We start from the raw sequence: 13,897 nt of genomic DNA, 5'->3' as shown, positions 1-13,897 counted from the left end.
CAGCGCAGGGGGCAACCGCCATGACGACAGGTCGGCTCGGGCAGCATGCCGCGCCACCGAACGCGGCCTACGCCGGGCAGGTCGTGCATTTCCCGGATCCGGTCCGGGCGTCCCGGCATCCCAGAGGGGTGCGGGTGGATGAGCAGGGCTACCCGGATTTCTCGCCGTACGCCCGGGCGGCGGCGGAGATCGCCGAGCCGCCGGAGGGTTTCGGCGTCGATGAGCTGCGGTTGACGGACTATGTGTCGGCGAACGCGGCGCTGGCGGCGACGGGGCACGAGCTCTGGGACACGATTCCGGCGGTGGCGACGCCGCACGGCTGGACGTGGCATCACGTGGCGGGCGGTCGGCGGATGGAGCTGGTGCCGGTCGAGGTGAAGGCGCTGCTGCGGCATCACGGTGGGATCGCGACGGCTGCGGTCGACCAGTCGAAGCGGGGTACGCGGCCGTTGCAGGAGACCCGTCCGGCGCACTTCGGGTTGCCGAAGGGTGCGCTGTCGGTGTCGGAGCAGCAGCTGCTGGGTGTGGAGGAGGACCTGGGGTACCGCCTGCCGGGTGCGTACCGCTCGTTCTTGAAGGCGGCCGGTGGGTGCGCGCCGGTCGGTGCGGCGCTCGACGCGGAGCTGGGTCTTCTGGTGGACCAGCCGTTCTTCACGGTGCGGGAGGAGGCGGGGGTCAATGACCTCGTCTATGTCAACAAGTGTCTGCGGGACCACCTGACGAAGGATTTCCTGGGTGTCGCCTTCGTGCAGGGCGGGATCCTGGCGGTGAAGGTGAAGGGCCAGGGGGTCGGGTCGGTGTGGTTCTGCGTGTACGACGACGCGCGGGATCAGGACGGCTGGTCGGTGAACGAGCGGGTGGAGCGGTTGCTGTTGCCGTGCGGTGAGGACTTCGACGCCTTTTTGGGGCGGTTGGCGGGTAATCCGCCGGAGCTCGAGACGGTGGCGAACCTGATGGTGGACGGCGGCTTCGCGCGCGCGGTGCCTGTGGTTCCGGTTGTTCCGGTGGGGGAGTGACGTTTCTGTGGTGACGTTCGCGCAGGCGCAGGAGCGCGCCGAGGAGTGGATCAACGGCGAGGTGCCCGCGTACCAGCATCGGGAGGTGCGGGTACGTGAGTTCGAGCTGGGTTTCGTGGTGTGGGCGGAGGACCGCGAGGAGGGGCCGACGTCGGACGGGGGCCGTCAGCGGCTGGTCATCGCGCGGGACAGCGGTGAGGCGACGCTGTGGCCGGGGCTGCCGGTGGGTGAGGTGATCCGGCGGTACGAGGAGGAGTACGGGGCGTCGCAGGAGGCGGCTCCTGCGGGGGCGGCGGCGCCTGCGCAGCGGGTGGATCTGAATCAGACGTCGTTCCTGCTGAGCCCGCCGGAGTGGTTGCAGGAGGCGGCGGACAAGCTGGGTCTGCCGCCGAAGGGGCCGAACGCTTCGCAGGCGGGCGGGAGTTCGTCGGCGCCTGAGGAGCCGGAGTACGAGCCGACGGCGTCGGACGGCGTGCCGGCGAGCAGCCCGTGGGCGGACGCGAACGCGAGCTCGGGTGGGGCGCAGGGGTCGGTGCCGTTGCCGGCGACGGTCTTCGCGCCGCCGCTCTCGGGCGCGGACGATGACGACACTCCGCCGCCGGTGGTGGGCGCGGACGCCCCGACGGCCCTGATGTCGGGCGGCAGCGCGCTTCCGCCGACGGCGATCGCGCCGAGACTGGACCCGAACGCGGGGCCGCCTTCCGGGCCGGCTTCGGGGCCTGCGGATCCGTTCGGTGCGGGTGCTCCCGGTGGCCCGGGCGCCCCCGGCGGCCCGGTGTCCGCCGGTGGGCCGGGTGCGCCGGATGCCTCGGGTGGTTCCGGGGCCTCGCTCCCCGGTCTCGCGCCGGCGCCCGGTGCGCCGGGTGCGCCGGGTGTGAACGGTGCTCCGGCGGGCGCGGGTGCGTCCGATGGTTCCGGCGCGGCTGCGTCTTCCGGTGGCCCGACTTCGTTCGGTGGGGCGGGGGAACCGTCGGACCCGTCCGCTCCTGGCGCCGGTGCGCCCGGGGCTCCGTTGCCGGCCGCGTCCGCCACTCCGCCGTCGATGCCCGGCGTTGCCGGAACCGGGGACATCGCGGACGCGGCCACGAGCAAGGCCGTTCTGCCGCCGCGCGGTTCGCGGGGTGGCGGCGGGGGCAATCCGCCTCCGCCTCCGCCGCCGCAGGCGCCCGGGGCTCCCGGGGCTCCCGCCGGGGGGTACGTACCGACGCGGATGGTGCCGCAGCTCGGGCCGGACGGGCCTCAGCCTCCCGGTCCGCCCACGCCTCCGCGGCCTGTGCACCAGGCCGCGACCATGCTGGCGAACCCGAGTCAGGGCGGTCCCGGTACGCCGCCGCCTCCGCCCGCGCCGCCGGGTATGCCCGGTGCGCGCGGTGGCGGGGTCGAGCATGCCGCGACGATGCTGGCCCACCCCGGCCCGGGCGGGCCCCCCGCGCCGCCCGGACCTCCCGGTGCGCCGGGTGCGCCCACGCCGCCGGGACCTCCCGGCCAGCCCGGCCCGCCCGGTGTGCACCACGCGGCGACGATGCTGGCGCATCCCGGTCCCGGCGGTCCCGGTGGTCCGGCCGCCCCGCCGCCTCCGGCGCCTCCGGGGCCTGTCGGTCCCGGCGCTCCCCCGGCGTACGGCTATCCGCAGCAGCCCACCGGTCAGCCGACCGTCGGCCCGGGCTACCAGGCCGTGCTGCGCTACCGCGCGCCCGACGGTTCCGAGGCCCAGATCATCCGGCGGTCCGCTCCCGGCACCCCGCACCCCGAGTGGCAGATCCTGCACGAGCTGCGCGCCATGAACGTGCCGCCGCAGCAGGTGCTCGAACTCCACACGGAGCTGGAGTCCTGCGAGCTGCCCGGCGGTTACTGCGCCCGGATGATCAGGGAGACCTGGCCGCAGGCGCGGATCACCAACATCGCTCCGTACGGCACGGATCACTCGAGCCGTCAGCAGGGCATGCGGCAACTGCTCACCCATCAGGGTGAGTTGCATCAGGTCGCGGACGGCCCGGCCCGTCCGGCGCCGGTCCGTGCTCCGCTGCCGCAGGTGCAGCCGCTGCCGCCGATCCCCCCGGAGGGGATCGCGCAGGAGCTGGCCGGTGCGTTCGGCCCGGGCATCTGCCGGTTCGACCAGCGGGCGGTGTCGCGGCAGGGAGTCCCGGAGGTGGTGGCGCTCACGCTCGTCTGGGCGGGTCTGCCGGCGGACTTCGGGCCCTTCTTCTGGGCGCAGCCCGCGCAGCCGGTCGTGCCGACACTCGCCGAGCTCGCCGCGCAGCGGCAGGTCCAGCCGGCGTCGGACGCGGGGTCGTACCTCGTCATCGGTTCGGACTTCGGGCGCGCGATCTGCGTCCAGTACGGTACGGCGCACATCGTCGCCGTACCCGTCGAGGCCGGTCCGGGCGGGCAGCCGGTGCCGCCGCAGTTCGTGAACACCGGGCTGCCGGAGTTCACCCGGTCCATGGCGCTGCTGGGACGGATGTGGCGGCTGCGGTTCGGGCTCAACCCGGAGCAGGCGGGCCGCTGGACGGTCGACTTCCAGGCGCAGCTGGCGATGCTGGACCCGGCGGCGCTGGCGTCACCGGACAGCTGGTGGTCGGTGCTCCTCGAACAGATGTGGGACGGCCTGCTCTAGAACGGGCCGTCCGACCGACTGGGTCGGCTGGGGTCCGTGTCCGGCCAAAGGCGCTCGATGTGTACGTCACGTCGAGCGCCTTTTGTCATGCCCGATGGCGCATCCTTGGTATTTGAGCCACTACGGAAGGGGCGCCAGGGATGAGTTTCGCCGTCGGACGGGGTCGCGGGTACCGGCCCGAACAGGTCGACCGTCAGCTCGCCTCGCTCTCCGACGAGCGCGACGCCGCCTGGGAGCGCGCGGCGCGGCTCACCGTCCTCGCCAAGGAGATGGAGGCGGACGCGGCGCGGCTGCGCGAGGTCGTGGCGGCGCTCGCGCCGCAGCGGTACGAGTCCCTGGGGGAACGGGCCGCCCGCATTCTCGCCCTGGCCGAGGAGGAGGACGAGGCCCTCGTACGAGCCGCCGAGGCCGCCGCCCAGTCCTGGGGCGAGGAGGCGCGGGCGGCGGCCCGGGAGGCGGCGGACGCGGCCCGGGCGTACGCCGACGAGGTGCTGGCGGAGGCGGAGGCCGCCGCCGAGGCGACCCTGCTGGCGGCCGCCGCCGAGGCGGAGGCGCTGCGGGCGGAAGCCGGCCGGGAGGCGGACGAGCGCCGCCGTGCGGCGCGGGCGGAGCTGGAGGAGACGGAGCGGCGGGCCGCGGCGCTCCTCGACGGGCAGCGCCGGAAGCAGACCTCCCTGAGGAAGGACGCCGAACAGGCGGCGGCGGCGCGGCTCGCGGAGCTGGAGACCCGGCACGCGAAGCTCCTCGCGGACGCCGAGTCCCGCCTCGACGAGGCCGGACGGGCCTACGCGGCGGAGGAGGAGAGTGCCCGGCACCGTCAGGAGGACGCGGAGGCGAGGGCCGCGGAGCTCCTCGCGGAGGCGAGGGTGCGTCAGGAACGTACGGAGCGCGAGACGGAGCGGGTGCTGCGGGAGCATGAGGAGGCCCGCGAGGAGATCCATGCCCATATGGACCACATCCGCACCGCGCTGGCGTCCTTGACGGGCCGCGTCGCCTCTCCCCAGGACCCGGACGCGGATCGGGGTTCCGGCCCGGAGGCCGGCCAGGGCTCGGATGCGGACGCGGCTGCGGACCCGGGCGCGGAGGACGACGGCAAGCCGTGACGGCCGGAGGCTACTCGGTGGTCCGCTCGTCGCCGTCCTTCAGGACCGGGAAACGGCGCGGCGCGAGCGTGAGCAGGACGAGCAGGGCGATCGCGGCCGCGGCCGCCGCGCCCAGATAGACGTAGTCCACCGCCGCGTCCACCGCGCGCCGCAGCTGGTCCGCGGCGGAGGCCGTGAGGGAGCCCGGCGAGTCGAGGGCCCGGGCGAGGCTGTCGAGGTCGCCGCCGTCCGCACCGAGCCGGGCGGCCAGTACGCCGTTGGCGACCGCCCCGAAGAGCGCCGCGCCGACGCTCTGGCCGACCTGGCGGCAGAAGAGGACGGACGCGGTCGTCGTCCCGCGCTCCTCGTACGGGACCGTCGACTGGACCCCGACGATCAGCGGCAGCTGGAAGAGGCCGAGCGCGCCGCCGAGCAGCAGCATGAGCAGGGCCGGCTGCCAGGGCTCGCCGGGGAAGGGCAGGAACGGGAAGGCGAGCAGGACCACCAGGGCCAGGCTGATGCCGATGACGGCGGTGAGCCGGAAGCCGATGCGGTGGTAGACCCGGTTGGACAGGGCCGCGGTGAGCGGCCAGCTGAGGGTCATGGCGGAGAGGACGAATCCGGCGGCGATCGGGCCGAGGCCGAGGACCGCCTGGGAGTAGGTGGGCAGGAAGACGGTGGGCGCGACCATGAGGAGGCCGAGCGCGCCGAGGGCCAGGTTGACGGCGGCGATCGTGCGGCGGCGCCAGATCCAGCCGGGGATGATCGGCTCGGCGGCCCGTCGTTCGACGAGGACCGTCACACCGGCGAGGGCGAGCGCGCCGCCGAAGAGCCCGAGCGAGGGCGCGGACGTCCACGGCCAGGCGACCCCGCCCTGGACGAGGGCGGTGAGCAGGAGGACCCCGGTCGCGAAGACGGTGAGCGCCCCGGCCCAGTCGACAGCGGGCCTGGCCCTGTCGCAACGCGCCGTTTCGGTGCCCGGCCGGTGGGGCTCCACCAGGTACCGGGCGATCAGCCACAGCGCCACCAGTCCCACCGGCAGGTTGATGAGGAAGATCCAGCGCCAGTCGGCGTAGCCCGCCAGCAGGCCGCCCGCCGCCGGTCCCGCCACCGAGGCCGCGGCCCAGACGGAGGACAGCTTCGCCTGGATCTTCGGGCGTTCCTTCAGCGGGTACAGGTCCGCGGCGATCGTCTGGATCGTGCCCTGGAGCGCGCCGCCGCCCAGGCCCTGTACGACGCGGAAGGCGATGAGGGAGCCCATGTTCCAGGCGGCGGCGCACAGCAGGGAGCCGATGAGGAAGAGAACGGTCCCGGCGATCAGGACCGGCTTGCGTCCGAAGGTGTCGCAGAGCTTCCCGTACACGGGGAGGGTGACCGTCACGGCGAGCAGATAGCCGGAGAACAGCCAGGAGAACACCGACAGGCCGCCGAGGTCGCCGACGATCTGCGGCACGGCGGTCGAGACGACGGTGCCGTCCAGTGCGGCGAGGGCCATGCCCAGCATCAGCGCCGCGACGACCGGTCCGCGTCCGCGCGGTGTGGTGGCGGGTGTGCCGGCGCGCTCCGTCGTGGTCTCGGACACCCCGTCGTTCCTCTCCCCCCGCGGCCCGAGCCCTTCGCCCTGCCGATGCGTCCTCCATCCGATTCGCCGGCTCAGCCTCTCATTCCGGCCTCGGGCGGAGAACCCCTAGGGGGATCTCCCCCATACGGGGCAGGGCCCGTTCGTCCCGACGGAGGACGAGGAAGCCCCCCTCCCGTCTTTACCTTGGTCCTACAGAACACCGTGGTCCTGCGGAACGCCTCGGTCCTGCGGAACACCCAAGCCCTGGGGAGAACCCCAGGGCGAAGAGTGCGGCCGGCACCATGGCCCGCCGCCCCGGCTCCTCGCAGACTCGACCCGAGCCTGACCCGCTCCCGCCCTCCGGCCGTATCAAGCCGTACCAGGCTGTATCCGAGTACACCCATCCATAGGAGACATACCGTGACTTCGGCTGTGACCACCCCCCGCCACGGGGATACCGGCGGGCGTACGGCCTTCGCCGCGCGGGCGCGACAGGTCGTCAAGGCGTACGGAGTGGGGGAGACCCGGGTCGTCGCGCTCGACCATGTCGATGTGGACATCGCCCGTGGGGCGTTCACCGCGATCATGGGGCCGTCCGGCTCCGGCAAGTCGACCCTGATGCACTGCCTCGCCGGGCTCGACACCGTCACCAGCGGCCGGATCCACCTCGACGAGACCGAGATCACCGGTCTGAAGGACAAGAAGCTCACCCAACTGCGCCGGGACCGGATCGGTTTCATCTTCCAGGCGTTCAACCTGCTGCCGACGCTGAACGCGCTGGAGAACATCACGCTGCCGATGGACATCGCCGGCCGCAAGGCGGACCGGGCGTGGCTCGACCGGGTGGTGGCGACCGTCGGTCTCGCCGACCGGCTGACGCACCGGCCCGCCCAGCTCTCCGGCGGTCAGCAGCAGCGCGTCGCGGTGGCCCGCGCGCTCGCCGCCCGCCCCGAGATCATCTTCGGTGACGAGCCGACCGGAAACCTCGACTCCCGCGCGGGCGCCGAAGTGCTCGGCTTCCTGCGGCAGTCGGTGGACGAGCTCGGCCAGACCATCGTGATGGTCACCCACGACCCCGTCGCCGCCAGCCACGCCGACCGTGTGCTCTACCTCGCCGACGGCCGGATCGTCGACGAGATGCTCCGGCCCACCGCCGACGCCGTACTCGACAGGATGAAGGACTTCGACGCGCGCGGGCGGACGTCATGACCGTGTGGAAGACCTCGCTGCGCAACTTCCTCGCGCACAAGGGGCGGATGGCGCTCTCGGCCGTCGCCGTCCTGCTGTCCGTGGCGTTCGTGAGCGGCACGCTGGTGTTCACGGACACCATGAACACCACCTTCGACAAGCTCTTCGCCTCGACCGCGTCCGACGTCACCCTCAGCCCCAAGGGCGCGGCGACGGACGACGAGACTCCGGCGACCGGTCGCCCCGAGACCCTGCCCGCCTCCCTCGTGGACCGGGTGCGCGAGGTCCGGGGCGTCGAGGACGCCCGGGGCTCGGTCGTCTCGCTGAGCGTGACCGTCGTCGACTCCCGTGACAAGAACGTCGGCCCCACCAGCGGCGCCCCGACGATCGCCGTCAACTGGTCGGACGTCGAGCTGCGTTCGATGGACCTCACCTCCGGCCACGCGCCGCGCGGCCCCACCGAGGTGATGGTCGACGGCGACACCGCCGAGAAGCACGGCCTGAAGATCGGTGACGAACTGCGCACCATCGCCGTCACCGGTGACTTCAAGGCCCGGATATCCGGCATCGTCGACTTCAAGGCCACCAACCCCGGTGCCACCGTCGTCTACTTCGACACCGCCACCGCGCAGCGCGAACTCCTGGGCCAGGAAGGCCTGTTCACGCAGATCACGGCCGACGCCGCCCCGGGCGTCAGCGACGAGACGCTGAAGGCGGACATCGCCTCCGCGGTCGGCGGGGCGTACACCCTGCAGACGGCGGCCGAGGCCGCCGACGCGGGGCGTGAGGACGTGGCCGGGTTCCTCGACGTCATGAAGTACGCGATGCTCGGCTTCGCCGGAATCGCCTTCCTCGTCGGCATCTTCCTCATCGTCAACACCTTCTCCATGCTGGTCGCCCAGCGGACCCGGGAGATCGGCCTCATGCGGGCCGTCGGATCCAGCCGCGGGCAGGTCAACCGCTCCGTCCTCGTCGAGGCGCTGCTCCTCGGGGTCGTCGGCTCGGTCGCCGGTGTCGCGGCCGGCGTCGGACTGGCGGTCGGGCTGATGGAGCTCATGAGCTCCATGGGCATGGAGCTGTCGACCGGGGACCTGACCGTCCGCTGGACGACGCCCGCCGTCGGTCTCCTCCTCGGCATCGTCGTCACGGTCCTCGCCGCCTACATCCCGGCCCGCCGGGCCGGCAAGGTCTCACCCATGGCCGCGCTGCGCGACGCCGGGACCCCGGCCGACGGCAGGGCCGGCCTGGTGCGCGGCGGGATCGGCCTGTTCCTCACGGCCGGTGGCGCCGGCGCGCTGTGGGTGGCGACGCGGGCGGACGAGGCGGCGGCCGGCTCCCTCTGGCTCGGCCTCGGCGTCGTGCTCTCCCTCGTCGGCTTCGTCGTCGTCGGCCCGCTCCTGGCGGGCGGTGTCGTCCGGGTCCTCGGCGTCGTCGTCCTGCGCGTCTTCGGCCCCGTCGGTCGGCTGGCCGAGCGCAACGCCCTGCGCAACCCGCGCCGTACGGGTGCCACCGGCGCCGCCCTGATGATCGGGCTCGCCCTGGTCGCCTGCCTGTCGGTGGTCGGCTCGTCGATGGTCGCCTCGGCCACCGAGGAGCTGGACCGCTCGGTCGGCGCGGACTTCATCGTCCAGTCCGCCAACGGCCAGCCGATCGTGCCGCAGGCGCAGGCCGCGCTGGAGAGGACGCCGGGTCTGGCCCGGGTCACCGAGTACACCTGGGTCGAGGCGACGATCACCGCCCCGGGCGGGAGGGCCGTCGAGAAGGGACTGGTCGCCGCCGAACCGACGTACGCGCTGGATCTGCGCCGGGACACCACCGCCGGCACGCTGACGAAGGCGTACGACGAGAACGCGATGTCCGTCGGCAGCGACTACGCCACCGAACACGGTGTGAAGGTGGGCGACGAACTCACCGTCGCCTTCAAGGGCGGTGAGAGCGCCAGGCTGAAGGTCGCGGCGATCACCTCGGACGAGAACAACGTCGACAAGGGCGTGATGTACACCAACATCACCACCGCGGCGCGGTACCTCCCGGCGGACAGAGTGCCCCGGAGCGTGATCATGTTCGCGACGGCGGAGGACGGCAAGGAGACCGAGGCGTACGCCGCGATCAAGGAGTCGCTCGCCGCCTACCCGCAGTACAAGGTGCAGAACCAGGCCGACTACAAGCAGGACCTGAAGGACCAGGTCGGCCAGCTGCTCAACATCGTGTACGGGCTGCTGGCCCTGGCGATCATCGTCGCCGTGCTCGGCGTGGTGAACACGCTCGCGCTGTCGGTGGTCGAGCGGACCCGGGAGATCGGCCTGATGCGGGCCATCGGCCTCTCGCGCCGCCAGCTGCGCCGCATGATCCGCCTGGAGTCGGTGGTGATCGCCCTCTTCGGCGCCCTCCTGGGCCTCGGTCTGGGCATGGGCTGGGGCACGTCGGCCCAGAAGCTGCTGGCCCTGGAGGGCCTGGGTGTCCTGGAGATCCCGTGGCCGACGATCCTGGCGGTCTTCGCCGGGTCGGCGTTCGTGGGGCTGTTCGCCGCGCTGGTCCCGGCGTTCCGGGCGGGCCGGATGAATGTCCTGAACGCGATCGCGACCGAGTAGCGCGTGCCGGTCGTGGACGGCCGGGCGTGGACGGCCCCGGCGGACCTGGTTCCGCCGGGGCCGTGCCCGTGCTCGCGGCCCCCGGTGGTGAGCCGGTTCACGGCGGCGAGTGGCAGACCCACGTCGTAGGCTGGGACCACCCGGCCCCGCGCCGGGCCGACCCGGCCCGTGACACGTGTCGGGCTGTTCGCGTTGCCCGCACCCGTTAACCCACCGGGATGGAAGTCCATGAGCCTGCACGGTCTGCTCGACCTCGTCGTCAAGGACAAGGCCCTCGCCGAGGCGGTGAAGGCCGCGGCCGACGGAAACCGCACGCACGTGGATCTGGTCGGCCCCCCGGCCGCGCGGCCCTTCGCCGTGGCCGCGCTCGCCCGGGAGGCCGGGCGGCCGGTGCTGGCCGTCACCGCGACCGGGCGGGAGGCCGAGGACCTGGCGGCGGCCCTGCGCAGCCTCCTCGACCCCGACACGGTCGTCGACTACCCCTCGTGGGAGACGCTGCCGCACGAGCGGCTCTCACCCCGCTCCGACACCGTCGGCCGCCGCCTCGCCGTCCTGCGCCGGCTCGCCCACCCCTCGCCGGACGACCCGGCCGCCGGTCCCGTCTCGGTGGTCGTCGCCCCCGTGCGTTCCGTGCTCCAGCCGCAGGTCAAGGGCCTCGGCGACCTGGAGCCCGTGGCCCTGCGGAGCGGGCAGACGGCGGACCTGAACGAGATCGTCGAAGGCCTGGCGGCCGCCGCGTACTCCCGGGTGGAGCTGGTCGAGAAGCGCGGCGAGTTCGCCGTGCGCGGCGGCATCCTGGACGTCTTCCCGCCGACGGAGGAACACCCGCTCCGGATCGAGTTCTGGGGCGACGACGTCGAGGAGATCCGTTACTTCAAGGTCGCCGACCAGCGGTCCCTGGAGGTCGCCGAGCACGGCCTGTGGGCGCCGCCCTGCCGTGAGCTGCTGCTGACCGATTCCGTACGGGACAGGGCCCGGGCCCTCGCCGAGGCCCACCCCGAGCTGGGCGAACTCCTCGGCAAGATCGCGGAGGGCATCGCGGTCGAGGGCATGGAGTCCCTGGCCCCGGTCCTCGTCGACGACATGGAGCTGCTGCTCGACGTGCTGCCCCAGGGGTCCATGGCCGTCGTCTGCGACCCCGAGCGGGTCCGTACCCGGGCCGCCGACCTCGTCGCCACGAGTCAGGAGTTCCTCCAGGCCTCGTGGGCGGCCACCGCCGGCGGTGGCGAGGCCCCGATCGACGTCGGCGCGGCCTCCCTGCGGGGGATCGCGGACGTCCGGGACCGGGCTCGTGAGCTGGGCATGATGTGGTGGTCGGTGTCCCCGTTCGCGGCCGACGAGACGCTCGACGCCGACACCGTCAAGCTGGGCATGCACGCCCCGGAGTCGTACCGCGGCGACACCGCCCGCGCGCTCGCCGACACCAAGGGCTGGCTCGCCGACGGCTGGCGCACGGTGTACGTCACGGAGGCGCACGGCCCGGCGGCCCGCACGGTCGAGGTCCTGGGCTCCGAGGGCATCGCCGCCCGGCTCGACTCGGACCTGACGGAGATCTCCCCGTCGGTCGTCCATGTGGCCTGCGGTTCGATCGACTACGGCTTCGTCGACCCGGCGCTCAAGCTGGCCGTCCTCACCGAGACGGACCTGTCCGGCCAGAAGGCGGCCGGCAAGGACGGCCGGCGCATGCCGGCCAAGCGCCGCAAGACCATCGACCCGCTGACCCTGGAGGTCGGCGACTACATCGTCCACGAGCAGCACGGCGTCGGCCGGTACATCGAGATGGTCCAGCGCACCGTCCAGGGCGCCACCCGCGAGTACCTCCTCGTCGAGTACGCGCCGGCCAAGCGCGGCCAGCCCGGCGACCGGCTGTACATCCCCACGGACCAGCTGGAGCAGGTCACCAAGTACGTGGGCGGCGAGGCGCCGACCCTGCACCGGCTCGGCGGCGCCGACTGGACGAAGACCAAGGCGCGCGCCAAGAAGGCCGTCAAGGAGATCGCCGCCGACCTGATCAAGCTGTACAGCGCCCGGATGGCGGCGCCCGGACACGCCTTCGGCCCGGACACGCCCTGGCAGCGGGAGCTGGAGGACGCCTTCCCGTACACCGAGACGCCCGACCAGCTGTCCACCATCGCCGAGGTGAAGGAGGACATGGAGAAGACGGTCCCGATGGACCGTCTGATCTGCGGCGACGTCGGCTACGGCAAGACGGAGATCGCCGTACGGGCCGCGTTCAAGGCGGTGCAGGACGGCAAGCAGGTCGCCGTCCTGGTGCCCACGACCCTGCTGGTGCAGCAGCACTTCGGCACGTTCTCGGAGCGGTACTCGCAGTTCCCCGTCGTCGTCCGCGCCCTGTCGCGGTTCCAGACCGACACGGAGGCGAAGGCGACGCTGGAGGGGCTGCGGGACGGCTCCGTCGACATCGTCATCGGTACCCACCGGCTGTTCTCGTCGGAGACGAAGTTCAAGGACCTGGGCCTGGTCATCGTCGACGAGGAGCAGCGTTTCGGCGTCGAGCACAAGGAGCAGCTGAAGAAGCTGCGCGCCAACGTCGACGTGCTGACGATGTCGGCCACCCCCATCCCCCGTACGCTCGAGATGGCGGTGACCGGCATCCGCGAGATGTCGACGATCACCACCCCGCCGGAGGAGCGGCACCCGGTGCTGACCTTCGTCGGCCCGTACGAGGAGAAGCAGATCGGCGCGGCGATCCGGCGCGAACTGCTGCGCGAGGGCCAGGTCTTCTACATCCACAACCGGGTCGAGTCGATCGACCGGGCGGCGGCGCGGCTGCGGGAGATCGTCCCGGAGGCGCGGATCGCCACCGCCCACGGCCAGATGGGCGAGAGCGCCCTGGAGCAGGTCGTGGTCGACTTCTGGGAGAAGAAGTTCGACGTGCTGGTCTCCACGACGATCGTCGAGTCCGGCATCGACATCTCCAACGCCAACACCCTGATCGTCGAGCGCGGCGACAACTTCGGGTTGTCGCAGCTGCACCAGCTGCGCGGCCGGGTCGGCCGGGGCCGCGATCGCGGTTACGCGTACTTCCTCTACCCGCCGGAGAAGCCGCTGACCGAGACCGCGCACGAGCGGCTGGCGACGATCGCCCAGCACACCGAGATGGGCGCGGGCATGTACGTGGCCATGAAGGACCTGGAGATCCGCGGCGCTGGCAATCTGCTGGGCGGCGAGCAGTCCGGCCATATCGCGGGGGTCGGCTTCGACCTGTACGTACGGATGGTGGGCGAGGCGGTCGCGGACTACCGGGCGCAGATGGAGGGAGGCGTCGAGGAGGAGGCCCCCCTGGAGGTCAAGATCGAGCTGCCCGTCGACGCCCATGTGCCGCACGACTACGCGCCGGGCGAGCGTCTGCGCCTCCAGGCGTACCGGGCGATCGCCTCGGCCAACTCCGAGGAGGACGTCAAGGCGGTACGGGAGGAGCTGACGGACCGCTACGGCAAGCTGCCGGAGCCGGTCGAGAACCTGCTCCTGGTGGCGGGCCTGCGGATGCTGGCCCGTGCCTGCGGGGTCGGCGAGATCGTCCTGCAGGGACCGAACATCCGCTTCGCGCCGGTGGAGCTGCGGGAGTCGCAGGAGCTGCGGCTCAAGCGGCTGTACCCGCGTACGGTCGTCAAGCCGGCGGTCCACCAAATCCTGGTGCCGCGCCCGACGAGCGGGAAGATCGGCGGGAAGCCGGTGGTGGGGCGCGAACTGCTGGCGTGGACCGGGGAGTTCCTGACGACGATCCTCGGGTCGTAGCCGTTCGGACCGGCCGTGCCCGCTGTCCCGATGGCCGGCGCGGTCGGTTTCCGGGAGACCTCGATGGACACCGTCATGGTCAC

7 protein-coding genes are annotated in these 13,897 nt (G+C 72.8%); 6 read left to right on the top strand and 1 reads right to left on the bottom strand.

Going from position 1 to position 13,897, the window contains the following annotated elements; translation table 11 throughout:
- Positions 1-20: 20 nt before the first annotated feature.
- The 3 genes from ACWDX6_RS29325 (at position 21) to ACWDX6_RS29315 (ending at position 4,736) form a co-directional block, all read left to right on the top strand.
- Positions 21-1,016, top strand: coding sequence for an HNH endonuclease (locus ACWDX6_RS29325; protein ID WP_451487901.1), 996 nt, complete (start codon positions 21-23; stop codon positions 1,014-1,016).
- A gap of 7 nt (positions 1,017-1,023) precedes the next feature.
- Complete coding sequence (locus ACWDX6_RS29320) at positions 1,024-3,633, top strand: SUKH-4 family immunity protein (RefSeq protein ID WP_451487900.1); 2,610 nt, start codon at positions 1,024-1,026, stop codon at positions 3,631-3,633.
- A gap of 140 nt (positions 3,634-3,773) precedes the next feature.
- Entirely contained in the window at positions 3,774-4,736 is a 963-nt protein-coding gene (locus ACWDX6_RS29315) for a cellulose-binding protein (RefSeq protein ID WP_451487899.1), read from the top strand.
- Between the two features lie 10 nt (positions 4,737-4,746).
- Here the strand turns inward: ACWDX6_RS29315 and ACWDX6_RS29310 are convergent, their stop codons facing one another.
- Positions 4,747-6,297 carry an MFS transporter gene (locus ACWDX6_RS29310; RefSeq protein WP_451487898.1) on the bottom strand — a complete coding sequence of 517 codons (1,551 nt, stop codon included), beginning with the start codon at positions 6,295-6,297 and terminating at the stop codon, positions 4,747-4,749.
- Between the two features lie 399 nt (positions 6,298-6,696).
- Here ACWDX6_RS29310 and ACWDX6_RS29305 point away from each other — a divergent pair, with 399 nt between their 5' ends.
- The 3 genes from ACWDX6_RS29305 to mfd all read left to right on the top strand — a co-directional run bounded on the left by ACWDX6_RS29305 (position 6,697) and on the right by mfd (position 13,814).
- On the top strand, positions 6,697-7,485 hold the full coding sequence (locus tag ACWDX6_RS29305; RefSeq protein WP_451487897.1) for an ABC transporter ATP-binding protein: 789 nt from the start codon (positions 6,697-6,699) through the stop codon (positions 7,483-7,485).
- Entirely contained in the window at positions 7,482-10,055 is a 2,574-nt protein-coding gene (locus ACWDX6_RS29300; RefSeq protein WP_451487896.1) for an ABC transporter permease, read from the top strand. Before ACWDX6_RS29305 ends, ACWDX6_RS29300 begins: the two co-directional genes overlap by 4 nt.
- 228 nt (positions 10,056-10,283) lie before the next feature.
- Positions 10,284-13,814 carry a transcription-repair coupling factor gene (mfd, locus tag ACWDX6_RS29295; RefSeq protein ID WP_451487895.1) on the top strand — a complete coding sequence of 1,177 codons (3,531 nt, stop codon included), beginning with the start codon at positions 10,284-10,286 and terminating at the stop codon, positions 13,812-13,814.
- Positions 13,815-13,897 lie beyond the last annotated feature (83 nt).

This window comes from Streptomyces sp. NPDC003027 (assembly GCF_053591435.1).
This window is presented reverse-complemented; position numbering and strand designations above follow the sequence as displayed.

Bases quoted from the DNA above. Each gene is read 5' to 3' on its own strand.
- ACWDX6_RS29315 (WP_451487899.1), top strand. From the start codon at position 3,774: ATGAGTTTCGCCGTCGGACGGGGTCGCGGGTACCGGCCCGAACAGGTC.
- ACWDX6_RS29325 (WP_451487901.1), top strand. From the start codon at position 21: ATGACGACAGGTCGGCTCGGGCAGCATGCCGCGCCACCGAACGCGGCC.
- mfd (WP_451487895.1), top strand. From the start codon at position 10,284: ATGAGCCTGCACGGTCTGCTCGACCTCGTCGTCAAGGACAAGGCCCTC.
- ACWDX6_RS29300 (WP_451487896.1), top strand. From the start codon at position 7,482: ATGACCGTGTGGAAGACCTCGCTGCGCAACTTCCTCGCGCACAAGGGG.